The organism is Acidiphilium acidophilum, assembly GCF_033842475.1.
GTDB lineage: Bacteria > Pseudomonadota > Alphaproteobacteria > Acetobacterales > Acetobacteraceae > Acidiphilium > Acidiphilium acidophilum.
Map to the genome: position 1 here is coordinate 3,331,455 of NZ_JAWXYB010000018.1, position 23,825 is coordinate 3,355,279.

The window sequence follows — 23,825 nt, forward strand, 5'->3', positions numbered from 1 at the left end:
ACAAGCACTTTTTTTTTGTAAAAAAGAAGCAAAAAACTTCTTTGAACTTGGCCTCATGCCATTCCACCACCCAAGCCCAAGATTACAAAAGTTTTTTTGTTTCTTTTTTTTCAAAAAAAGAAGAACTTACTTCCCTTGTTATTTTCAGCACTGTCCCCCAAACCCATCATCGCAATCAAGCACTTCTTTTTTGTAGAAAAGAAGCAAAAAACTTCTTTGAGCTTGGCCCCATGCCTCTCCACAGCCCCAGTCCCAGATCAAAAAAAGTTTTTTTGCTTCTTTTTTTCCAAAAAAAGAAGCGCTTGCTTCCCCGCATCCTCCAGCCCCGCATCACGACAAACCGCCTCTGCGCCTGTATAGGCGTCCGCATGGACGAACTTCCCGTCGCCGCGATGCTGCCGGCGTTGCGCCGCTCGCTTGCCGCGACGTCGAATGCCATTCTGATCGCTCCGCCCGGTGCGGGCAAAACCACGCTGGTGCCTCAGGCTTTGCTTGACGATGCCTGGGTCGGCGGCGGCAAAATCCTCATGCTCGAACCGCGCCGCCTTGCCGCCCGCGCCGCCGCCGCGCGCATCGCGACCCTGATCGGCGAGGCTCCCGGCGGTCTGGTCGGCTATCGCACCCGGCTCGATTCCGTCATCGGCCCCCGCACCCGGATCGAGGTGATCACCGAGGGCCTGTTGACCCGCCGTCTCCTGACCGACCCGGGGCTGGATGGCGTCGCCTGCGTCATTTTCGATGAAATCCACGAACGCAGCCTCGAAGCCGATCTCGCCCTTGCGCTCACGCGCGATCTCCAGCGCGGCCTGCGCCCGGAACTGCGCCTGCTCGCCATGTCCGCCACGGCCGATGGTGCCCGCCTCGCCGATCTGCTCGCCGCGCCGGTCCTGCACAGCGAGGGCCGCGCCCATCCGGTGGACATCGAATACGCCGCGCGCGACCTCGCCGATCCGCGCGACCTGCCGGACGCCATCGCCCGCGCCATCCGCGCCGCCCTTGCCGCCCATCGCGGCGACATCCTCGCTTTCCTCCCCGGTGTGGGCGAAATCCGCCGCGCCGAAGCCGCGCTCGCCAACCTCGCCGAAGCCCGCATCGCCGTCCTGCCCCTGTTCGGCGACATGCCACCAGCCGACCAGATCGCCATTCTCACCCCCGGCGAAACCCGCCGCGTCATCCTCGCCACCTCCATCGCCGAAACCTCGCTCACCGTCCCCGGCGTGCGGATCGTGGTCGATGGCGGGTTCCGCCGCGCCCCGCAATTCGATGCCGGACGCGCCCTGACCCGCCTGATCACGCGCCGGATCAGCAAGGCCGCCGCCACCCAGCGCGCCGGCCGCGCCGGTCGCGAAGCCCCCGGCATCGCCATCCGCCTCTGGACCGAAGCGCTCCATCGCGGCCTGCCCGAATTCGACCGCCCGGAAATCATGGACGCCGAACTCGCCCCGCTCGTCCTGTCCTGCACCGCCTGGGGCGAACACCCCGCCGACCTGCCCTTCCCCGATCCCCCGCCCGCCGCCGCGCTCAAAACCGCAACCACCCTGCTCGCCACCCTCGGCGCGCTCGATCCCGCCGGCAAACTCACCGCGCGCGGCCGCCGCATGGCGGAACTCGGTGCCACCCCGCGCCTCGCCGCCCTCATGCTCGCCGCCGAAACCCCCGGCGAACAAGCCCTCGCCGCCGATATCGCCGCCCTCCTCGAAGACCGCGACCCCTTGCGCGATTCAGGCACCGCCGACATCCACACAAGGCTCGACGCAATCGCCGGACGCCATCCCGGCGATCGCGGCAGCCTCGCCCGCCTCCGTCAGGCCGCCGCCACCTACCGCACCCGGCTCGGCCTGCGGCGCGACACCCCGGCTTCCGGCGATCCCGCTGCCCTGATCGCCGCCGGCTTCCCCGACCGCATCGCGCTGCGCCGCGGCGAACCCGGCAGCTTCCGCCTCGCGGATGGCGGCGGCGCGAAACTCCCCCTCACCGACCCGCTCTCCCGCGCCCCGATGCTCGCGGTCGCCGCCCTCGGCGGTCGCGGCGCCCCCACAATCGGCCTCGCCACCCCGCTCGACCCCGCCATCATCGAAACCCGCCTTGCGGACCGCATCACCACAACCGCCGAAATCGCGCTCGAAGGCACCTCCGGCACCGTCATGCGGCGCGAACGCCGCCGCCTCGGCACCATCGTCCTCACCGACCGCAGCCTCCCCGCAACCCCGGACGACATCACACAAGCCCTGCAAGCCGCCATCACCGCCAAACCCGGCCTCCTGCCCTGGACCGACCGGACCCGCAAGCTCCAGGCCCGCACCGGCTGGATGCACCGCCTCGCCCCCGACACCTGGCCCGACCTGTCGGACACCGCCCTGATCCCCACCCTCGACTCCTGGCTGTTCCCCTACCTCGCCGGCCTCACCCGCCTGCGCGACATCGCCGCGCTCGACCTCACCGCCATCCTGCGCAACCTCCTCGGCCACACCCGCATCACCGCCCTCGACCACGCCCTGCCCGAACACCTCACCCTCCCCGGCGGGACCATCCCGATCGACTACACCACCCCGATCCCCGCCGCCGCCGCCCGCGCCCAGATGTTCTACGGCCTCGACCACACCCCCACCCTCGCAAACGGCGCCATCACCCTCCAACTCGCCCTACTGTCCCCCGCCCAACGCCCGATCGCCATCACCGCCGACCTCGCCACCTTCTGGCGCACCGGCTGGCCCGACGCCCGCAAAGATATGCGCGGACGCTACCCGAAACACGAATGGCCCGAAGAACCATGGCACGCGCCCGCGACAAGGCGGGGTCGTGGGGGTAGTTCAAGTTAAGGAAGCGCTTCTTTTTTGAAAAAAAGAAGCAAAAAACTTTCTTCACCTGAGCCTCGGGCGTTTTCAAATGCATTGCCCCAGCAAATAAAATTTTTTGCTTCTTTTTTCTAAAAAAGAAGTACTTTTTATCTTCCCCCTTATCCTTACCTGCCCCGCACCTGAAATCGCCATCACCGCCGACCTCGCCAGCTTTTGGCGCACCGGCTGGCCCGAAGCACAATGGCGCGCGCCCGCGACAAGGCGGGGTCGTGGGGCGTAGTTCAAGTTAAGGAAGCGCTTCTTTTTTGAAAAAAAGAAACAAAAAACTTTCTTCACCTGAGCCTCGGGCGTTTTCAAATGCATCGCCCCAGCGAATAAAAATTTTTTGCTTCTTTTTTATAAAAAAGAAGTACTTTTTATCTTCCCCTTATCCTTACCTGCCCCGCACTTCACAATGCGGGGCAGATCCGGACAGTCCGTTATTTCGACATCGAGCCGCTATCGTTCGCCGGCGGCGGCGGCGGCGGTGCGCCGGGGCCACCCATCGGCCCGTGCATCATGGGTCCGTGCATCATGGGTCCGTGATGCCAGCCGTGATGCCAGCCGTGGGGGCCCATCGGTCCGGGGCCGTGCGGCGGGCGTGGCATGGCGATCCGGGTCAAATCCTTGAAATTGCTGCCGATCTGCTGGACCATGACCACCGAGCCGAGTGAGTTGGTGGTTCCGACGCCGACGGCTGCGATGGTATCTCCGGTTTTGAGCATCGAGGCGATCGAGGATTTGGCGATGGCGGGGGGCGGCATATGGAGGGCGGTGCCGTCATCGAGCAGGACGCCGTTTTTTTCACCGTGGGGGCCGTAGAGGTATTGAGCGATCTTGCCCTGCACCATCATCCGGGTCGGTGCGCCGTGTCTGCCGGGGCCGAAGCCGGGCGGCGGGCCGTTATCGGTCACGGTATGGCTGCCATCGGTGATCGAGACGCCCTGGATCACCGGTTCATTGGCGGCCTTGAGGCCATGAATGGTCACGCTGTCGCCCAGTTTCACCGCGTAGGCGATCTGGGTCGACATATAGGGCGGGAACATCACGTCGGTGCCGTTCGACAGGATCACCCCGTCGATCGTCCCGCGCGGGGTGATGGTGAAGTGTTTCACCGTTCCGGTGTAGCTCGGCAGCGCGTCGATTCCGGTCGTGGTCGCGGTAGTGCTGGCCGCGTTGGCGAAGCCGGTGCCGAGCAGGGCGGCGGCGGCGCTGGCCAGAAGCAGTGTTTTCATCCGTGTCATAGCGGTTCTCCATCCGGCCGGGAGAGTCCGGCCTGAACCTCTCACTGCATATCGCGTGCCAACCGCCATGCCGTTGATTTCGCCCGATTTCAGCCTTGGCGTTCACCCCGCCCCGTCGGAACTCCCGACAGGCGGTGTCGGAAAATCCGACATGGTTTCGAGATCGTACCGCTTGAGCCGGTCGTACAGCGCCTGCCGGCTGATCCCGAGCGCGCGTGCCGCCTCGGTCCGGTTGCCCTGCGCGCGGATCAGCGCGGCGCGGATCAGCGCAATCTCGGTCGCCGCCACCGCCTCGGGCAGATTGGTCGATGCCTTCGCCTCGACCTTGCCCTGCAACGCCAGATCCCCCGGCTCGATCACCCCGGACGGCGTCAAACTCACCGCCCGCTCCAGCGTGTTGCGCAACTCCCGCACATTGCCCGGCCAGTCATGCGCGAGCAGGGCGCGCTCCGCCGCCTCGGTCAGGCGCGGCGGATGGCCGGGCCGCAGCGCCTCCAGAACATGCCGCGCCAGCAGCAGAATATCGCTGCCCCGCTCGCGCAACGGCGGCACCGCGATCGGAATCACCGCCAGCCGGTAATACAAATCCGCCCGGAACAGCCCGCGCGCCACCAGCGCCTGCAAATCCTGATGCGTCGCGGCGATGATCCGCGCATCGATCTTCACCGCAGCCCCCCCGAGCGGTGTGACCTCCCGCTCCTGCAATACCCGCAAAATCTTCGCCTGGGTCGCGAGCGGCATATCCCCGATCTCGTCGAGCAGCAGCGTCCCGCCCGCCGCCTCGCGAAACCGCCCCCGCCGCGCCGCCACCGCCCCGGTGAACGCCCCGCGCTCATGGCCGAACAACTCCGATTCCAGCAAATCCGCCGGAATCGCCGCACAATTCACCGCCACGAACGGCTTGTCCGCCCTTGCGCTGAACCGGTGAATCGCTGCCGCCACCAACTCCTTGCCCACCCCGGTCTCGCCCAGAATCAGCACACTCGCCTCCCCCGCGGCCGCGAGCCCGATCCGCTTCTGCACATCCCGGATCGCCGGACTGGCACCAATAATCGTCCCCGGCACCGCCGCCTCGACCACCGGCCCCGCCACCGCCTGGCGCAACGCCCCGCGCAGCAATTCAGCCAGCGCCTCCCGCCCGACCGGCTTGGTCAGATGATCGAACGCCCCCAGGCGCATCGCCTCGATCGTATTCTCCCCGGTCGCATAAGCCGTCAAAACCACCACCCGCGCCTCGGGCCGCATCTCCCGGATCGCCCGCAACGCCGCAATCCCGTCCATCCCCGGCATCCGCAAATCCAGAAACACCAGATCGGGACACCCCCCCGCAATCGCCTCGATCGCCGGCACCGCCCGATCGAACACCGTCACGACATGGCCGAAATCGACCAGAGTTTCGGCCAGACTCTCCCGAAACCCGGCATCGTCGTCGATGATCGTGATCGCGGCCATCAGGACGTGGGCCGGGACGGGAAGGAAAAAGTAAGGAAGGGCTTCTTTTTTGGAAAAAAGAAGCAAAAAACTTTTTTGAGTTGGGGCATGGGCGTTGTTACGGGCACGGGCCTACCGGACCGAAGTTTTTTTGCTTCTTTTTGTTCACAAAAAGAAGTCTTCCCCTGCCCTGTCCCGTCCTTCACTTCACCTCCGGCAACGTAATCACCAACACCGCCCCACCCACCGAGGGAGCCAGAACCAGCGTTCCCCCCTGAGCACGGATCATATCGCGCGCCATCGCGAGGCCGAGGCCGATCCCGTCCGGCCGCCCGGTCACGAAGGGTTCGAACGGATCGCCGAGCGACTTATCCACCCCCGGCCCGGTATCGCTGACCGTAACGATCAGGGCTCCCGCCTTCGCCGCAAGAACAGTGACGGTGCCACCTTCACCGCACGCCTCCACCGCATTGCGCAGCAGGTTCTCGATCGCACTGCGCGTCAACACCGGATCGAGCGTCCACACAATCCCGCTCTCAGGCGCCACCACCATAACCGCCGTAGCCGGCAGCGCGCCGATCGCATCGCGGATCAGGGCATCGACGCTGACGGTCACGGGCTGCACCGAGGCAGCGGTGGCAAAGCCGAGCAGCCGCGCGGTCAACGTCTCCAGCCGCGCCGCTTCGACCAGAATCCGGTCGAGCGCCGCCGCCGCCCGCGTCGCATCCCCGGACCGCCCGGATTCCGCCCGCAGCCGGATCGCGCCCAGCGGATTGCGGATTTCATGCGCCAGCCCCGCCGCCATCCGCCCGAGCGCCGCAAGCCGTTCGGATTCCGCAATCCGCGCCCGCGCCACATCGAGCCGCGTGGTCGCCGCATTCAGCGCGGTGATCAGCCGGTCCAGCTCCGACTCGCCGGTAAGCGCGAGCGTCCCTGGCCGATCCGCCTGCAGCGCCGCCTCAACCCCCGCAAGCCGCTGGGAAAACCCCAGCACCAGCCGCGCCAGAAACCATGCCGAGGCCAGCAGCGTCGCCAGCAGCACCGCCAGCCCGCCAAACGCGAAGCGCGTGAAGCTCGACCGCAGCAGATCGGACTGCAACACGGTATAAGCCGCCAGATTGGCCACCGGCGTCCCCAGCGCCCCGCCAAGCGGACAGGTCGCAATCGTGGTCCGGTCGAAAAACCCGCCATTGGACGTCACCGCCGGCCGATCCGCCGCAATCGCATCGCCGATCTGCCTGGTGATCTGCCCGATCCACGCCTGCGGCCTGCTGCCCAGCATCGCGCGCGGCGGCGCATCGAGCGGCTGAATCCCCCCGATCACCCCCCGATCCCGCCGCAGCGCCAGCAGCAGCACCGCCCGCAGCCCGGCATCGAAAATCGCGGAATCCGGCGGCACGTCCATCCCGGCGGTATAAAAATCATAATGCATCGCAATCGCCTGACACGCCCGCGCCGCCACCGCCCGATCCCGCTCCCGGTGCGCGCTCGCGGTCTGGCGAAACAGCCCGAGAATGAGCACCGCCACCACGAGCGACCCGAACAGCGACATCAACCACAGCGCGAACAGCCGCGCCCGCAGCGACACCGTCATCCCCACGTCCCCACCACGATAACGCCATCGTGAGGCCGACAACATGGATTAACGGTCATGTTGCCGCCACACGCTGGAACTGTCTCGACAAATCACCTATAACGATAACCCCGTATCCCGGCTGATCGATCGTGGAGGAAGTGAACATGCGTCGCATTGGATTTACGAGTGTGGCAGTTATGGCCCTGTTTGTCGCCCCCGTGGCGCTGATGAGCACCGCCTCTGCCCAATCCACCGGCCCGTCGGCAGCGCAGATCATCCAGGCCCTGAAACCCTCCGGCCACATCTCCTCGACCACGCGCGGCATCGTCCCCCTCTCGCCGGGCGATGCATCGGCCACCCACCCGCCGGCCATGAAAACCTCCCCCACCGCCATGCGCATCGGCGGCAACCATGCCTCCACCCCCTCGATCAATCTCAACATCGACTTCGCAATGGGCTCGGCCCAGCTCACCCCCCGCGCGAAAACCGAGCTCGACCGTCTCGGCCACGCCCTGACCGACCCGACCCTGGCCGACTACAAATTCAAGGTCATCGGCCACACCGATACCACCGGCAGCGCCACGACCAACCTCACCCTCTCGCAGCAGCGCGCCGCAGCGGTCGATCAGTACCTGCAAACCAAATTCAACATCTCCCCGTCCCGCCTCGCCGCCCTCGGCGTCGGCGAACACGACCTCCTGATCCCCACCGGCCCGAACACGCCGGACCGCGCGAACCGCCGGGTGCAGATCGTCAACATCGGCAAATGAGCCCCGCGCGGGTGGCCTGCTAGCCATGCCCCCGCGCCGCGCCGCCGACCCCACGATGGACGATACGGTGCGGCTCGCAAGGCCGCCCCGCAAGTCCCGCGCGAAACCCCTGCTCATCGGTGCCGCCGCTCTCCTCGGCCTCATCATCCTCACCATCGCCGGCTGGCTCGCCCTCCGCCCCGCCCCCTATCCGCTCGCGGGCGAAACCACCATCTTCCGCCACGTCAGCCCCCATTTCACCGTCTTCCGCTTCCGTGACGACCCGCTGATCCTCGTGGTCGACTGCCCGGACCTCCACGCCCAGGGCCTGATGTTCGACCGCGTCGCCGCCCTGATCGAAAAAGCCGACGCCCCGAAAAACCGCGTCCTCAGCGAAGCCGCCTTCCACGCCCGCCTCGCCGCCGCCAAACTCACCATCGGCAGCTATTACTATGGCGACGATTACCCCGCCCACGCCCTGCGCGAATTCTTCCGCCTCGCCGCCGCCGAACATCTCGCCCTGAACCCCGAGGAAACCCACCTGCGCGCCATCGCCCAACGGTCCGGCTTCCTCCGCCCCGGCGCCAACGGTGCCATCATCTCCATCCCGCAAGCCGGCCCATCCCACCGCGTCAGCCTCCGCGCCCGCGCCGTCATCCTGCGCCACGAACTCTCCCACGGCGCCTACTTCACCATCCCGGCCTATCACCGCTACGTCCATCATTTCTACAACACGGTCATGACCCCGCAGGAACAACAGGCGTTCCAATCCTTCCTGGTCCGCCAAGGCTACGATCCCGGCTATCACGGCCTGATCGTCAACGAGACCCTCGCCTACCTCATCTTCACCCGCGACCGGGAATTCTTCCGCGCCTCCGCCGTCGGCCTGCCCCCCGCCACCATCACCACCCTCCGCCGGAAATTCGTCGCCCACATGCCCGATATCTGGCTCAAACCCCTCGCCACCGCCCCCCTGCCAACCGAACGCTGACCCAACCCCCCGCCCATTGCAGCCCGTGCGCGAACCGGGCACCTTCCACGCCTGGTCAACGAATGGGGGCATTCACCACATGAACGGCGCGGAATCTCTGGTCCACACCCTGATCGCCTGCGGCATCACCACCGTCTTCGCCAATCCCGGCACCAGCGAAATGCACTTCGTCGCCGCGCTCGACCGCATCCCCGGCATCGACTGCGTGCTCTGCCTCGATGAAACCGTCGCCTCCGGTGCCGCCGATGCCTTCTGGCGCACCACCGGCCGCCCCGCCGCCACCCTGCTCCATTGCGGCCCCGGCCTCGCCAACGCCCTCGCCAACCTCCACAACGCACGGCGGGGCCGCTCCGGAATCGTCAACATCGTCGGCGATCAGGCCACCTACCACCGCCCGCTCGACGCCCCCCTCACCGCCGACACCGAAGGCTGGGCCCGCTCCGTCTCCGGCTTCCTCCGCACTGCCACCAGCGCCGCCACCGTCGGGCGCGACGCCGCGGACGCCATCGCCGCCGCCCGCACCGGCACCATCGCCACCCTGATCCTCCCCGCCGACACCGCCTGGACCGAAGGCGGCATCCCCGGCACACCCCGCCCGGTCCCCAACCGCCCGGTCCCGTCCCCCGCCACCATTACCGATATCGCAACCCTCCTGCGCACCGGCGAACCCGCCATGCTCCTCCTCGGGGGCCGCACCCTGACCGATCACGGCCTGCGCCTCGCCCACGCCATCACCGCCACCACCGGCGCCACCCTCCTCGCCGAAGTCTTCAACGCGAAAATGGAACGCGGCCAGGGCCGCCCGCCGATCGAGCGCATCCCCTACCCGATCGACGCCGCCATCGCCGCCCTCACCGGCATCCGCCACCTCATCCTCGTCGAAGCCAAACCCCCGGTCGGCTTCTTCGCCTACCCTGGCAAACCCGGCGCCCTCACCCCGCCCGACTGCACCATCCACACCCTCGCCGCCCTCGATCAGGACGGCACCGCCGCCCTCGCCGCCCTCGCCGCCACGCTCGACGCCCCCGAACCCGCCATCCCCGTCACCCCGCGCCCCACCCCCGATCGTGGCGCCCCCGATCTTGGCACCCCCGATCGCGCCCCAATCGCCCCCGAAGCCGTCGCAACCTCCCTCGCCGCCCTGCTCCCGCACGATGCCATCATCATCGACGAAGGCATCTCCTTCGGTCGCGGCTTCTCCCGCTTCACCCACGGCGCCGCCCCCCATACCTGGATGCAGGTGCCCGGCGGCGCGATCGGCGGCGGCCTGCCCATGGCCGTCGGCGCCGCCGTCGCCGCCACCGGCTCAGGCCGCCGCGTCGTCTCGATCCAGGCGGACGGCTCGGCCATGTACAGCATCGCCGCCCTCTGGACCGCCGCCCGCCGCAACCTCGACCTCACCATCATCATCCTCGCCAACCGCAAATACGCCATCCTCCTCCACGAATACGCCGGCGTCGGCGCCAACCCCGGCCGCACCGCCATGGACATGCTCGACCTCGGCAACCCCAACCTCGACTTCGTCAAACTAGCCGCCGGCATGGGCATAAACGCCGCCCAGGCCACCTCGATGCCCGCCCTGAACACCCTCCTCGCCAGCAGCTTCGACCACAAAGGACCATTTCTGATCGAATTGCTGACCGGCTGAAGGGCAAGAATGGGAAGGAGGAAGACTTCTTTTTTGCAAAAAAGAAGCAAAAAACTCTTATGAATCTGGTGGGAAGCCGTAAAACCGACACGGAACAGACCCAACCGGTCTACACCCGCAAGGAACACCACCGATGGACCACAACCCCGAAATCGCCGACCCCCACGACTCGAAGACGCCGATGTCACTGTAAAACCCTACGGCGATAACGTTCACCCCATACGTCAAAAACCCGCAGTGACGATCAAAACTAACAGCACATCGAGCTTGACTTTTTTTCATGTCGCGCCCACATTAGTCACGCCCTAGGATGGGTTCGCCGGACCTAGGGGGGCTTAGTTAATGAATGCAAGCGCGACATTGATCGAACAATCAATCGCGAGCTTGATCCAGAACACGGATTGCTCTGATAGCATGACGTGACCTCCATTACCGATGCCGTGACTACGACTATACACCTCACCGTTAAAGCCGTGGCCGGAAAATTCCGGAACATTAGTGTAAATGCTGCCGGGGGAATTTAAGAGTTGAACGGCACTCTCCCCCGGCGCGTAACTCCTAGACCTCCAAAAATTCGGAAGTACGTGCATTTCGATGCGCCCCTATGTCGAGACGACCTAACTTCATTTCAGCGAACACCAGAGCAAATTTGCCATCACTCATTTCTGCCGCTGCTAGGATATCGAAAGTCAGCAAGAAAAATTGACTTCAGCGTTTTTCCGCCACTACCAACCTCACTCATCCCCTCATTACGTAGCCGGCATGGAATTGCCGAATATGCCGCTGCTGCGCAGCATTTCCGTGAACCGCCGCATCAGGGGCAGTAGCCGGTGCTTCGGCATGTTCGGGATCAATTCATAGAGCATGCACCCCTGACGGAACAACGAGTGTGAGCGGGTCTTCGAAGTGTTGGACTTGAGCTGTCGATCCATTCCCAGGCTCTCGCCTGCCGTCCCGAGCATGGTCAGCAGCGCCATCGCAAACGCGCTGATGAGCAGCAGCCGATCGCGCCGCTCTGGTTCGGCGATGCGGATCTCAGCCATCCCCATCCCAAAACGCAAATCCTTGACGTCCCTGAAGCTGGGTTCGATCGTCCAGCGCCGGGAATATTGCTTGATCAATGTCCCTGCAGACGCCACGGCGTCACTGCTCGCCAGGCACCACGGCTCCTTCATGTCACGCGCATGTACGCACACCACGGCACCGACCTGATAGGCGTGCGAGGCGGTGACGCGCGCACCACGCAGTTTGCGCGCCCGGCCCGATTTGCCGACCCAGTCCGCCGCGGTTCGCGTCTCGCCTGCGGCATCGGTGACATGGATGTTGCCGCGGAAGCGAATGATATAGGCAAAGCCAAGCTCCGTAAGATACGCGAACAGCTTGTGGTCACCGAAGCCGCGGTCGGCCAGGATGGTCACGCGGCAGCCGGGCGGGACAACCTCCGACAGGCGGCGCAGGCAAGTATCCTCGATGGCGTTGCGCTGATCTTTCAATTCCTCTTTCCACATCGACAGCCACAACAGAGGCATCGCCCGGCCATGCTTGCTCACCAGGTTGAGCGCCAACGTTGCCTGATCGTCGCCGTCGAAATCCGTCCAGTCCATGGCAACGACGATGTCGGTCTGCGAACCCACCAGATGCGGTACCCAACGGGCGAAGCTTTCCCAGACGTCGATACTCTCGTTACTGAGCATGCGATCAACCTGCTTGATCGCGTGCTTGGTCACCAGCCCGCGCGCCTGTGCCAACGCCTGACCGATCATCGCGACGGCGAGCGACGCGCCGGTCATCACGCCCAGTGTCGCAGCAGACAGGGAGTCAACGCGTTTGGCGTGGAGATCGTGGGCATACAACTCGTCAATGAATGCGCGGATGTCCTTCAACCGCCCACCATCACGCTTTTTCGATGCTGCAATTCCCATGATCCACCCTCATCCATGCATTCCAACGCTTGGTAGAGAATCGCAGCGAATCGGCGCAATACCTGGACCTATGGAAAATGGGGGGATTCCTGAGACTACCAACAACAAAACATCGCGATATTAGATTTGCATCACACACTGACTCTGCTATTTATTCGCAATACGCGGCAAAACTTAATCCAATATATGAGTCATATATTGAAAAAATGTCGCTGGGCGATGTTGTATTGGCTTATCGGAGCGGAATTGGGTATAATGTTCCTTTCGCAAAATCTCTTATCGATGAGATCAAAAGACGTGGAAACTGTATTGTTATGTGCCTTGATGTGTCGGGATTTTTTGATAACATATCGCATAAGATATTGAAGAATAACCTTTGCGAAGTCCTTGATACGAATCATCTTTCTACAGATTTGTTCAAAATATACACCCGCCTCACGAAATATGAATATGTTTTGCGCGAAGAGCTTGAACTAAAGCTCGGAAAAAGCAAAGGAAAGCGTCTTTGTGGCATCGATACTTTTCGGACGGTCGTTCGACCACTTATAAAGCGCAACACGCACAAATTCGGAATTCCACAAGGAACACCACTTTCGGGTCTTCTTGCAAATATATCGATGATCAATTTCGACCGAGTCTTAAATGATAAGATATCTATGTATGGCCTCAGGAATCCCCCCATTTTCCATAGGTCCAGGTATTGCGCCGATTCGCTGCGATTCTCTACCAAGCGTTGGAATGCATGGATGAGGGTGGATCATGGGAATTGCAGCATCGAAAAAGCGTGATGGTGGGCGGTTGAAGGACATCCGCGCATTCATTGACGAGTTGTATGCCCACGATCTCCACGCCAAACGCGTTGACTCCCTGTCTGCTGCGACACTGGGCGTGATGACCGGCGCGTCGCTCGCCGTCGCGATGATCGGTCAGGCGTTGGCACAGGCGCGCGGGCTGGTGACCAAGCACGCGATCAAGCAGGTTGATCGCATGCTCAGTAACGAGAGTATCGACGTCTGGGAAAGCTTCGCCCGTTGGGTACCGCATCTGGTGGGTTCGCAGACCGACATCGTCGTTGCCATGGACTGGACGGATTTCGACGGCGACGATCAGGCAACGTTGGCGCTCAACCTGGTGAGCAAGCATGGCCGGGCGATGCCTCTGTTGTGGCTGTCGATGTGGAAAGAGGAATTGAAAGATCAGCGCAACGCCATCGAGGATACTTGCCTGCGCCGCCTGTCGGAGGTTGTCCCGCCCGGCTGCCGCGTGACCATCCTGGCCGACCGCGGCTTCGGTGACCACAAGCTGTTCGCGTATCTTACGGAGCTTGGCTTTGCCTATATCATTCGCTTCCGCGGCAACATCCATGTCACCGATGCCGCAGGCGAGACGCGAACCGCGGCGGACTGGGTCGGCAAATCGGGCCGGGCGCGCAAACTGCGTGGTGCGCGCGTCACCGCCTCGCACGCCTATCAGGTCGGTGCCGTGGTGTGCGTACATGCGCGTGACATGAAGGAGCCGTGGTGCCTGGCGAGCAGTGACGCCGTGGCGTCTGCAGGGACATTGATCAAGCAATATTCCCGGCGCTGGACGATCGAACCCAGCTTCAGGGACGTCAAGGATTTGCGTTTTGGGATGGGGATGGCTGAGATCCGCATCGCCGAACCAGAGCGGCGCGATCGGCTGCTGCTCATCAGCGCGTTTGCGATGGCGCTGCTGACCATGCTCGGGACGGCAGGCGAGAGCCTGGGAATGGATCGACAGCTCAAGTCCAACACTTCGAAGACCCGCTCACACTCGTTGTTCCGTCAGGGGTGCATGCTCTATGAATTGATCCCGAACATGCCGAAGCACCGGCTACTGCCCCTGATGCGGCGGTTCACGGAAATGCTGCGCAGCAGCGGCATATTCGGCAATTCCATGCCGGCTACGTAATGAGGGGATGAGTGAGATGTATGGCGGCTCATATCGGCGATACAGCGATGATATCGCGATCGTTCTACCGGACGATCGATGTCAGGTGGACGTTTACGCATTTGCTCAGAGCGTTCTTCGTCAAACCGGGCTAGAATTCAGCAACAAAAAGACGTGTGTAACTAATTTTACTGTGACTGATGGAGGTCAAAAATATTCCGGCGATATTTTGCAGTATCTAGGGTTTACGTATGATGGATCTAAAATTCTGATTAGGCCCGAAAGTGTTAAGAATTTCTACGCGAAGATGAAGGGGAATATCAGACGATACATCAATTCGGCGAAAAAGAAGCAGATTCCTTTAGAACATTTGCGTAAACGCGTCCTAATAGGACGTTTCACGCATTGGGGCGACAGTCGGAATTTCATACAATATGCTTATAGAGCCTCAAGAGAAATGAACGCACCGGAAATTAAACGACAACTACGCAACCATGTTGCCATATTCGACCGCCACTGGTCGAAGTTAGCTTCAACCCACATAAATGTCGGGCACTTGGACAAACTGAAGCCAGAGTTGACAGATCAGAGCCCGCCGTAGGCTGGGGTGCTCTTCAGCACCCCACCATCTTTCGAGGCGGGAAGTTGCCCTTGTCCACGATTTCCGCTTCGCCCAACTCAACATGGAACCGATCACGCCGGAAGACCCCGAACTCCCGCTCTTCGACGACATCCTGCCCTTACCCTGAGAACTCATGCCAGTCCCCGCTGACCGCCCCGCGAAACGCTACACCGCGAAACAATTCACCGAATGGCGCGCCCGCTGGTCCGGCATCGAACCCGATGAGGCGCTCCGCACCCCCCCTTTCGGCACCACCGAAGACGGTCTGCTCGATTTCCGCGGCGTCACCATGCGCAAACCGGGCCTTGGCTGGTTGAAGAAATTCAATCACGCCCAGTTCAAAATGTGCGACTTCACCGCAGCTTCACTCGCTGAAACCAATTGTTCGCTCTGCATCTTCCAGGACTGCGTATTCGATTATACCGATCTGAATAATTTCCGTGATTACGGTTGCCATTTCACAAATTGCCGCTTCTATCGCAGCGAATGGCAAGTCGGCGCGATCGGATTCGACACCAGTTCTGCCGCCCGGGGCGAATACCTGTCCCGCTACATCAACTGCCATTTCGAAAACATCAAACTGGCCAAAACCACCATCGGCGACCCCCAGTTCATCGATTGCAATTTCGTCTTCAAAAAACTCAGCGGCCTCGATTTCGGCTGCAGCGGCTTCGTCGCCTGCCGTTTCATCGGCGCGTTTCAGGACCTCACCTTTCGCGGTACCTACGAGCGCGAGGACGACCGCGCCCGCAAAGGCCACCCCGAATTCGCCGGCTTCACCGATGTAAGTTTCGAACGAGCCGCATTGCAATGGTTCGATATGCGCGGCAGCTTTCGCTGCGACCACCTCCGCATGCCGTCGGACGGCAGCGCCTTCACCGCCGACCTGCCCCGCCTCTGCGCCGACCGCGCGAGTCTGCTCGAACGCATGAACGACCCTCCGCTGCACAAAATCGCATCACGCTATTTCGATCTCTACTGCCGCTTCGCCGACGAACAGAAAATCCAGATCGTGTCGCGTTTCGAGCTGATCGAAATCGCCTCCAACGCCGGCGAACCCGACACGCTCGCCGACACCCTCTACACCACCCTCAAATCCACCTACGCCACCCCCACCTGACCGCCACACCCCAACTAACACCTTATTAACAGAAGTTTTTTGCTTCTTTTTTCCAAAAAAGAAGTACTTTCTTTCTCACTTTCGCCCCACCAACCCGTCACCAAAACTAACCCTTTCCCACCCCCCACCGCTCATGCTCTAACGTCAGCATGAACGCGGCCTCACCCCTCTTCACCCGTTTCGCGGGCTTCATAGATCGCCTGAAGCAGACCATCGCCGCCGCCAGCGTGAAGGTGCAGGGCCGTCCCGCACGTCTGCCCGCCCCGCTCGGCCTGCTACTCTACGGTCGCCTTTCCCGCCTCACCACCCGCCTGCGCGACCTGCTCGCCCGCATCGAAATCGAACGCACCAAGCCCCGCCGGGTCGCACCGCCACGCGCCCCGCGCAAATCCCCACCCAAACCAACCCCGGTTTTACCGCGCCGCTTCGGCTGGATCGCCCAACCGATCCCGGAGGCCAACGCCCACGCCCAAACCCTCCGCCAGTTCCTCTGCGAGCCCGAAACCGAAACCCTCATCGCGAGCGATCCCCGCATCGGCCGCATCCTCCGCCCCCTCTGCCACCTCCTCGGCATCGACCTCACTCTGATCTACCGCATGATCCCCCCAGCCCATCCGCAGGACGCTCCTCAAACCAAACCCCACCCCCTCCTGCGCAACCCATCCATCAAACCCCGCCCCACCAAACCCCGCTCACGACTCCCTAAACCCCCCGACCCCCCACTCCGCGCTCCCACGCTCGATGCCATCCAATCCCTCCTCGACCACAACTTCAGCCCCCGCGCCCAAACCCATAACCCCTGGTTCACCCCACCCGATTTTTTCATCGTCCACCCGAAATAGCCGAACCACGTCCATTTCGTTACGTTGTCATAACGAATATGCCCGGCCCCCGTTCACGGATCGTTTATGACCCCGCCCATCAAACGCCTGTGATCCCGCCGGTTCCGGCCTTTCATGTCCGAACTGTTGCGGCCAGCATGGGTTTCGGTCTCCCCTCGATGAAGGCGTGTTCATGATCCCTGCTCTCGGCCATTTCGCCCTGGTTCTCGCCTTCGTCATTTCGATCGCGCAGGCGGTCCTCGGCCTGTTCGGCCCGCCGCTGCGCGACCGGCGGGTGATGGCCGCACCCCCTGCCCTCGCGATCAGCCAGTTCCTCATGCTCGCCGCGTCCTTCGGCGCCCTCGTCTGGGCCGGCGTGGTCTCCGATTACACCGTGCGCAACGTCGCCGATTATTCATCGAGCCTGACCCCGCTTTTCTACCGGATCGCCGGAACCTGGGGCAATCATGACGGCTCGATGCTGCTCTGGTGCCTCATCCTCTCCTTCTGCGGTGGCATCGTCGGCGCGTTCGGTCGCGGCATTCCCTCCAGCCTGCGCGCCCGGGTCTGCGGCGTCATGGGCCTGGTCTCGACCGGCTTTCTGCTGTTCACCCTCACCGTGTCCGACCCGTTCCAGCGGATCTGGCCGCCGCCGCTGCATGGCGCGGGCGTCAACCCGGTGCTCCAGAGCCCCGGCCTCGTGGTCCATCCGCCGGTCCTCTATGTCGGCTATGTCGGCTTCTCGATCGCCTTCGCCTTCGCCGTCGCCGCCCTGATCGAAGGCCGCGTCGATGCCGCCTGGGGCCGCTGGGTCCGGCCATGGACCCTGTTCGCCTGGACCTTCCTCACCGCCGGCATCTGCCTCGGCTCGCTCTGGTCCTACACCGTGCTCGGCTGGGGCGGGTTCTGGTTCTGGGACCCGGTGGAAAACGTCGCCCTCCTGCCCTGGATCACCGGCACCGCCCTGATCCATTCCGCCATCGTGGTCGAAAAACGCGATTCCCTGAAGGTCTGGACCATCCTGCTCGCCATCACCACCTTCGCCCTCAGCCTGTGCGGCACGTTCCTGGTCCGCTCGGGCATTCTCAACTCGGTCCACTCCTTTGCGGTCTCCCCCGCCCAGGGCAATTTCCTCCTGATGCTGATCAGCATCACCATCATCGCCTCGCTGATCCTGTTCGTCATCCGCGCGCCTTTGCTGGTCACCACCGGGGTTTTCGCGCCGGTCTCGCGTGAGGGCGCGCTGATCCTCAACAACGTGTTCCTCTGCATCATCGCCGCCGTGGTCTTCACCGGCACACTCTACCCGCCCTTCTCCGACCTGCTGTTCAACATCCAGCTCTCGGTCGGCGCGCCGTTCTTCGACAGCACCGTCCTGCCGCTCACCGCACCGCTGATCATCTCGATGGCCGCAGGCCCCCTGATGCCGTGGAAGCGCGCCGATGCCCTCGCCATCCTCCGCAAACTATGGCTCGGCGCGGTCGCCGCCGTCATCATCCTCGCCGTCATGCTGTTCCGCGGCCACGCCATCGCCGCCCTCGGCCTCGCCGGCGCGGTCTGGGTGATCATCGGCGCACTGGTCGACCTCGCCGAAAAAATCCGCCTGTTCCGCGTCCCGCTCGGCCAGTCGTTGGGGCGGATCTTCCGGCTCCAGCGCGCGCAGGCCGGCGCCATCCTCGGCCATCTCGGCTTCGGCATCATGGTCCTCGGCATCGCGGGCATGACGCTGCGGGTCCACACCGTCACCGTCCTGCGCCCCGGCCAGAGCGTCGCCCTCGGCGGCTATAGCTGGACCCTGGAATCGATCCACAAATTCGCCGGCCCCGATTACAAATCCCGCCAGGCCACGGTTCTCGTCACGCGCGACGGCCATAAGGTCATGACCCTGCGCCCGGCCCTGCATTACTTCACCGCGCAACAGACCCAGACCGTGATCGCCGCGATCCGCACCGACGGGGTGCGCAACATCTTCGCGACCTTCGCGGGCATGAGCAAATCGGGCGCCGCCGAGTTCCGCTTCAACATCCATCCACTCGCCCCGGAACTCTGGTTCGGCGGGCTGATCATGGCGATCGGCGGCACCCTGTCCCTGTTCGACCGACGGCTCCGGGTCGGCGCCCCGGCGCGCCGCCCCACCGCCCTGACCGACGGATCGGCGATCCCCTGATCGCCGGTTCGCCTCAAACCGGATGACGGGCAGTATCCGGCAAGGCGCGGCGGTAGAGGTGCCACGAGGCATGGCCAAGCAGGGGCAGCACCACGGCGAGGCCGAGCAGCCCCGGCAAGGCGCCGAGCACGAGTGCTGCGACAACGACGGCACCCCACCCGAGAACCGGAACCGGATTGCGCGCGGCAACCCGCAGCGAGGTGGCCATTGCCCGGCTCGCGCTGACATCCCGGTCAAGCACGAGAGCAAACGCAACGAACGACAGTGCCAGGGTGACCACCGCGAACAGGGCACCGACCGCACAGCCGATCACGATCAGGGACTGCCCCGCCCCGGTCTCGAACACCCGCGCGAGGAACGAGGCCCCTGCCATGGCAGAAGACGCCCCCAGCGTATTGGCATAAATTCCCCACGCCGCCCCGACCCAGACGAGATAGAGCAGGACCAGCGTGAGCCCCAGCCGCTGGATCGCATCGAGCCGGGGTGTATCGAACACCGCAGCCGCCGAGGCGGCATCGACCGCGCCGGCAATCTCCCGCTGCCGGCTGAGCGCCGTGAACCACAAGGTCGCCATCGGGCCGATGAGCGCGAAACCGGCACAGATCGGAAACACGAAAGGCAGCAACCCCTGCACGGCGAACACCCCCGCGATAAAAATCGCGGCAAGGGGATAAAGAATCGCCATCGTCGTCATGTCGGTCCGGCAGGCGCGAAGATCGGCGTATCCCTGCGACAGGGCATAGCGAATATCGTTCGGCGTCAGCCGCCCGATTTCGAACCGCTGTTGAACGACGCTGCGGAGCGGCGTCCCTACGGCTCTGCGCGGTACCGATTCCGCCCCGGCCATGACGTGACGATCAGGCATCGACGTACTGCTCATGGACATCTCCTGTTTTGATATTTTGAGGCGATCTCAAGACCCCTCAGGCCGAATGTCAAGAAGATTATACCGCCATGACGCCACGGCCCCTTGCCATCCCGCCGCACCCCGACAAAACTCCGCGCCAATGGCCAAGCCCATCATCAACCGCAGCTGGATTCCCCTCAATGCCCTGCGCGCCTTCGAGGCGGTGGGGCGGCATCTCAGTTTCACCGCCGGCGGGCAGGCGCTCAATGTGTCGCAAAGCGCGCTCAGCCGCCACGTCCAGACCCTCGAAACCCTGCTCGGCACCCCGCTGCTGATCCGCCGCCCGCACGGGCTCGAACTCACCGCCGCCGGGCAGGCGCTCCTGCCCGCGATCAACCGCTCGTTCGATGCGATCGAGCGCGAAATGAACGCGATCATCCGCAACCGCGGGCGCGGCCCGCATCAGCGGAACCTGCGCGTCCATATGCCGCCGAGCTTTCTGCAACAGATCGCGATCCCCGCGCTGAAATACTTCCACCGCGAATACCCCGACATCCTGATCGACGTGACCTCGACCAACGGGACCGGCATGCCGGACGACGAGCCCGATATCGCCGTGGTGTACGACCGCCCCCAGGTCAGCCAGACGATTTCGGATCTGCTCTGGATGATCAACGTCGCCCCGGTCTGCGCCCCCGAAATCGCCACTGCGCATCAGGGCAAGCCGCTCGAACGCTTCCTCCGCGACAACGAACTCCTGCACGTCAAACTCGAAGGCCAGGCCCGCGGCGTCATGTGGGCAAACTACGTCCGCCACCTCGGCCTTGATGTCGCCACCGATCACGGCCTCGCCTTCGATACCGCGAGCTATGCCGTGACCTGCGCCATGTCCGGCGCCGGAATCGCCCTCACCGACATCACCCTGTTCGCCCCCGAACTCGCCTCCGGCCGCCTCGTCATGCCCTACGATGCGATCATCGACGAAGGCTACGGCTACTTCCTCATCCTGCGGCCCGAAGATATGGCCGACCCGGTGATCGCCCTGTTCCGCAGCTGGATGATCGAACACTGCGCCCGCGCCGGTCATCGGCCGGGGAACCTATAGGCAGAAGGAAGACGACTTCTTTTTGTGAACAAAAAGAAGCAAAAAAACTTTGTTAATTTTGGCAAATGCCGTTCGATGGCTGCTGCCCCAATGAGCGAAAGTTTTTTGCTTCTTTTTTACAAAAAAGAAGCCTTCTACACTTTGAGCATCAGCTTCCCGAAATTCTCGCCGGTGAACAATCTGCCCAGCGTATCGGGGAAGGTTTCGAGACCTTCGACGATATCTTCCCGGCTTTTCAGCCGTCCCTCGCGGAGCCAGCTGGCCATTTCCTTCGCCCCTTCGGCGTAGCGATCGGCGTAGTCGAACACGATCATTCCCTGCATCCGGGCGCGGTTGACCAGCAGCGACAGGTAGTTGGCCGGGCCTTTGACCGGCGTGGTATTATTGTATTGCGAGATCGCACCGCAGATGACGATGCGCGCGCGCAGATTGATCTGGGCGAGGCAATCATCGAGGATCTGGCCGCCGACATTGTCGAAATAGACATCGATGCCTTCGGGGCAGGTCTCGCGCAGACGCGCCGGGATTTTTTCGGATTTATAATCGATCGCCGCGTCGAAGCCGAGTTCATCGACGATGTAGCGGCATTTCTCCGCACCCCCCGCGATACCGACCACGTGGCAACCCTTGATTTTCCCGATCTGGCCGACCAGCGCGCCCACCGCCCCCGCCGCGCCGGAAACGACGATTGTTTCCCCCGGCTTCGGTTCGCCCACGGCGAGCAGGCCGAAATAGGCGGTCATTCCCGGCATGCCGAGGGCCGAGAGGAACAGCGGCTTCGGTGCCAGAGCCGGATCGATTTTGGTGCAATCCTTCGCCGCGATGGTGGCGATGCTCTGCACGCCGAGCGCGCCGGTGACGACATCGCCGGTGCTGAACCCTTCGGCTTTGGATTGGAGAATGGTGCCGAGCGCCCCCGCGCGCATCACCTCGCCGAGGCCGACCGGGCGGATGTAGGATTTACCCTCGTTCATCCAGCCGCGCATTGCCGGATCGAGGGAGATATATTCGACCGCGACCATGATTTCGCCCGCCTCGGGCGCCCGTGCCGGGTCGGTCCGAAATTCGAAATCCTCGCGCTTGACATGCCCGACCGGGCGGCGCGCGAGGCGAAACTGGCGATTTTCCTGATGATCCATGGTTTGATCCCCTTGTTTGACGTAAAGGGTAGGCCCGGATCGAACCGGGAGCAAGCCGACGCCCCCACCATCGCCCGAGGCCCGGTTCCAGAAAGTTTTTTGCTTCTTTTTTCCAAAAAAGAAGTCTTCTTCCTGTCCTGTCCAGCCCGCCGCGGTGCCATGCCGCCCATTGCGCGCTCATCACAGGTATGTCATTTTTAATGAACAATAGATGATGGCGCTGTCATGTTGGGCGGCGAACGGGGGAAATGACCGGGTATATTCTGCAGGCGCGTGGCTTGTCCAAGGGTTTTCGCGGTTTCATGGCGGTGCAGGAGGTCGATCTTTCCATTGAAACGGGCAGTATTCATGCCCTGATCGGCCCGAACGGGGCAGGCAAGACGACGTGTTTCAATCTGTTGACCAAGTTTCTGGCCCCGAGTGCCGGGAGCATCAGTTTCGAGGGGCAGGATATCACCGGCCTGTCGCCGGCGGCGGTGGCGCGGCGGGGGATGGTGCGGAGTTTTCAGATTTCCGCGGTGTTCGGGCACATGACGGCGCTGGAGAATGTGCGGATCGCGCTGGCGCGGGCGCGGGGCGGCAATTTCGACTTCTGGCGGGGCGAGCGGGTGCTGACGCGGTACAATGACCGTGCGCATGAGTTGCTCCATGATGTCGGTTTGTCCGACAGCGTGACGGTGCCTGCGGCGGCACTATCGTACGGGCGCAAGCGGGCGCTGGAGATTGCGACGACGCTGGCGCTGGAGCCGCGGCTGATGCTGCTGGATGAGCCGACCGCAGGGATGACCGAGGCGGATGTCGCGCGGATCGTGGCGCTGATACGTCAGGTGCGGGTGGGGCGGACGATCCTGATGGTGGAGCATAATCTGTCGGTGGTGTCGGGCTTGTCGGACCGGATCACGGTGCTGGCGCGGGGACGGGTGCTGGCCGAGGGCGATTATGCCAGCGTGTCGCAGAACGAGGCGGTGGTGACGGCGTATCTCGGCTCGGACCATGCCGATGCTTGAGGTGAGCGGGCTCAACGCCTGGTACGATGAAAGCCACGTGCTGCACGGCATGGAGTTCGAGGTTCGCGAGGGCGAGTGCGTGACGCTGCTCGGGCGGAATGGCGCGGGCAAGTCGACCACGCTGAAATCGATCATGGGGCTGATGGCGCGGCGCACCGGCAGCATCCGGTTTCGGGGCGCCGAGTTGATCGCGGCGCGGCCGGACAGGGTCGGGCGGGCCGGGATCGGGTTCTGCCCCGAGGACCGGGGGATATTCGCGGGGCTGAGTGTGGCGGAGAATCTGATGCTGCCGCCGGTGGTTGCGCCGGGCGGAATGAGCATTGCCGATATTCATGACTTGTTTCCCAACCTGGCCGAGCGGGCTGGCAGCCCGGGGACGAAATTGTCGGGCGGCGAGCAGCAGATGCTGGCGATCGCGCGGATTTTGCGCACCGGGGCGAAGCTGCTGTTGCTCGATGAGCCGACCGAGGGGCTCGCCCCGGTGATCGTGCAGCAGATCGGCCGGATGATTCTCGAAATCAAGCGGCGGGGTTTTACTGTATTGCTGGTCGAACAGAACTTTCGCTTTGCATCCAGGCTCGCCGATCGTCACTATCTGGTCGAACATGGCCGGGTGGTGGACATGATCCCGAACCACGAACTGCCTGCCCGCGCCGAGGCGTTGCATCGCCGGCTCGGAATATGAACC

19 protein-coding genes are annotated in these 23,825 nt (G+C 63.4%); 12 read left to right on the forward strand and 7 right to left on the reverse strand.

Going from position 1 to position 23,825, the window contains the following annotated elements:
• Positions 1 to 368: 368 nt before the first annotated feature.
• On the forward strand, positions 369 to 2,819 hold the full coding sequence (gene hrpB, locus SIL87_RS18550; RefSeq protein WP_319615628.1) for an ATP-dependent helicase HrpB: 2,451 nt from the start codon (positions 369 to 371) through the stop codon (positions 2,817 to 2,819).
• Between the two features lie 63 nt (positions 2,820 to 2,882).
• On the opposite strand, the gene SIL87_RS18555 is transcribed toward hrpB, so the two are convergent.
• From SIL87_RS18555 to SIL87_RS18570, 4 genes are all read right to left on the reverse strand, one after another.
• Positions 2,883 to 3,155: a hypothetical protein gene (locus SIL87_RS18555; RefSeq protein WP_319615629.1), complete on the reverse strand. Its 273-nt coding sequence runs from the start codon at positions 3,153 to 3,155 to the stop codon at positions 2,883 to 2,885.
• A 122-nt stretch (positions 3,156 to 3,277) separates the two neighbouring features.
• Positions 3,278 to 4,081: a hypothetical protein gene (locus tag SIL87_RS18560; protein WP_319615630.1), complete on the reverse strand. Its 804-nt coding sequence runs from the start codon at positions 4,079 to 4,081 to the stop codon at positions 3,278 to 3,280.
• Between the two features lie 102 nt (positions 4,082 to 4,183).
• Positions 4,184 to 5,533 carry a sigma-54-dependent transcriptional regulator gene (locus SIL87_RS18565; RefSeq protein ID WP_319615632.1) on the reverse strand — a complete coding sequence of 450 codons (1,350 nt, stop codon included), beginning with the start codon at positions 5,531 to 5,533 and terminating at the stop codon, positions 4,184 to 4,186.
• Between the two features lie 181 nt (positions 5,534 to 5,714).
• Entirely contained in the window at positions 5,715 to 7,106 is a 1,392-nt protein-coding gene (locus SIL87_RS18570; RefSeq protein WP_319615633.1) for a sensor histidine kinase, read from the reverse strand.
• A 179-nt stretch (positions 7,107 to 7,285) separates the two neighbouring features.
• Between SIL87_RS18570 and SIL87_RS18575 the strand changes: the two genes are divergently transcribed.
• From SIL87_RS18575 to SIL87_RS18585, 3 genes are all read left to right on the forward strand, one after another.
• A complete protein-coding gene (locus SIL87_RS18575; protein WP_319615634.1) occupies positions 7,286 to 7,858 on the forward strand; it encodes an OmpA family protein in 573 nt (190 codons plus the stop codon).
• Positions 7,859 to 7,883: 25 nt separating this feature from the next.
• Positions 7,884 to 8,828 carry a hypothetical protein gene (locus tag SIL87_RS18580; protein WP_319615635.1) on the forward strand — a complete coding sequence of 315 codons (945 nt, stop codon included), beginning with the start codon at positions 7,884 to 7,886 and terminating at the stop codon, positions 8,826 to 8,828.
• A gap of 79 nt (positions 8,829 to 8,907) precedes the next feature.
• Positions 8,908 to 10,476 carry an acetolactate synthase large subunit gene (locus SIL87_RS18585; protein ID WP_319615636.1) on the forward strand — a complete coding sequence of 523 codons (1,569 nt, stop codon included), beginning with the start codon at positions 8,908 to 8,910 and terminating at the stop codon, positions 10,474 to 10,476.
• A 749-nt stretch (positions 10,477 to 11,225) separates the two neighbouring features.
• On the opposite strand, the gene SIL87_RS18590 is transcribed toward SIL87_RS18585, so the two are convergent.
• Complete coding sequence (locus SIL87_RS18590) at positions 11,226 to 12,398, reverse strand: IS4 family transposase (RefSeq protein ID WP_319612376.1); 1,173 nt, start codon at positions 12,396 to 12,398, stop codon at positions 11,226 to 11,228.
• Between the two features lie 29 nt (positions 12,399 to 12,427).
• Here SIL87_RS18590 and SIL87_RS18595 point away from each other — a divergent pair, with 29 nt between their 5' ends.
• The 5 genes from SIL87_RS18595 to SIL87_RS18615 all read left to right on the forward strand — a co-directional run bounded on the left by SIL87_RS18595 (position 12,428) and on the right by SIL87_RS18615 (position 19,039).
• A complete protein-coding gene (locus SIL87_RS18595) occupies positions 12,428 to 13,186 on the forward strand; it encodes a reverse transcriptase domain-containing protein (RefSeq protein WP_319615637.1) in 759 nt (252 codons plus the stop codon).
• Positions 13,158 to 14,330 carry an IS4 family transposase gene (locus SIL87_RS18600; RefSeq protein WP_319612376.1) on the forward strand — a complete coding sequence of 391 codons (1,173 nt, stop codon included), beginning with the start codon at positions 13,158 to 13,160 and terminating at the stop codon, positions 14,328 to 14,330. The genes SIL87_RS18595 and SIL87_RS18600 overlap by 29 nt, the downstream gene beginning before the upstream one ends.
• Before the next feature lie 734 nt (positions 14,331 to 15,064).
• The gene (locus SIL87_RS18605; RefSeq protein ID WP_319615638.1) at positions 15,065 to 16,051 is read left to right on the forward strand and encodes a pentapeptide repeat-containing protein; all 987 of its coding nucleotides are present in this window, start codon (positions 15,065 to 15,067) and stop codon (positions 16,049 to 16,051) included.
• 149 nt (positions 16,052 to 16,200) lie between these two features.
• A complete protein-coding gene (locus tag SIL87_RS18610; protein ID WP_319615639.1) occupies positions 16,201 to 16,893 on the forward strand; it encodes a hypothetical protein in 693 nt (230 codons plus the stop codon).
• 172 nt (positions 16,894 to 17,065) lie between these two features.
• A complete protein-coding gene (locus tag SIL87_RS18615) occupies positions 17,066 to 19,039 on the forward strand; it encodes a heme lyase CcmF/NrfE family subunit (RefSeq protein WP_319615640.1) in 1,974 nt (657 codons plus the stop codon).
• Between the two features lie 13 nt (positions 19,040 to 19,052).
• On the opposite strand, the gene SIL87_RS18620 is transcribed toward SIL87_RS18615, so the two are convergent.
• Positions 19,053 to 19,919, reverse strand: a complete 867-nt coding sequence (locus SIL87_RS18620) for a DUF2189 domain-containing protein (RefSeq protein ID WP_319615641.1) — start codon at positions 19,917 to 19,919, stop codon at positions 19,053 to 19,055.
• A 127-nt stretch (positions 19,920 to 20,046) separates the two neighbouring features.
• Between SIL87_RS18620 and SIL87_RS18625 the strand changes: the two genes are divergently transcribed.
• Complete coding sequence (locus SIL87_RS18625; protein ID WP_319615642.1) at positions 20,047 to 20,991, forward strand: LysR family transcriptional regulator; 945 nt, start codon at positions 20,047 to 20,049, stop codon at positions 20,989 to 20,991.
• A gap of 134 nt (positions 20,992 to 21,125) precedes the next feature.
• Here SIL87_RS18625 and SIL87_RS18630 read toward each other — a convergent pair whose 3' ends face one another.
• Positions 21,126 to 22,130, reverse strand: a complete 1,005-nt coding sequence (locus SIL87_RS18630) for an NADP-dependent oxidoreductase (protein ID WP_319615643.1) — start codon at positions 22,128 to 22,130, stop codon at positions 21,126 to 21,128.
• 248 nt (positions 22,131 to 22,378) lie between these two features.
• Between SIL87_RS18630 and SIL87_RS18635 the strand changes: the two genes are divergently transcribed.
• Together SIL87_RS18635 and SIL87_RS18640 are read left to right on the forward strand one after the other, a co-directional pair.
• Positions 22,379 to 23,137, forward strand: a complete 759-nt coding sequence (locus SIL87_RS18635) for an ABC transporter ATP-binding protein (RefSeq protein WP_319615644.1) — start codon at positions 22,379 to 22,381, stop codon at positions 23,135 to 23,137.
• A complete protein-coding gene (locus SIL87_RS18640; RefSeq protein ID WP_319615645.1) occupies positions 23,130 to 23,822 on the forward strand; it encodes an ABC transporter ATP-binding protein in 693 nt (230 codons plus the stop codon). Before SIL87_RS18635 ends, SIL87_RS18640 begins: the two co-directional genes overlap by 8 nt.
• Positions 23,823 to 23,825: the final 3 nt, after the last annotated feature.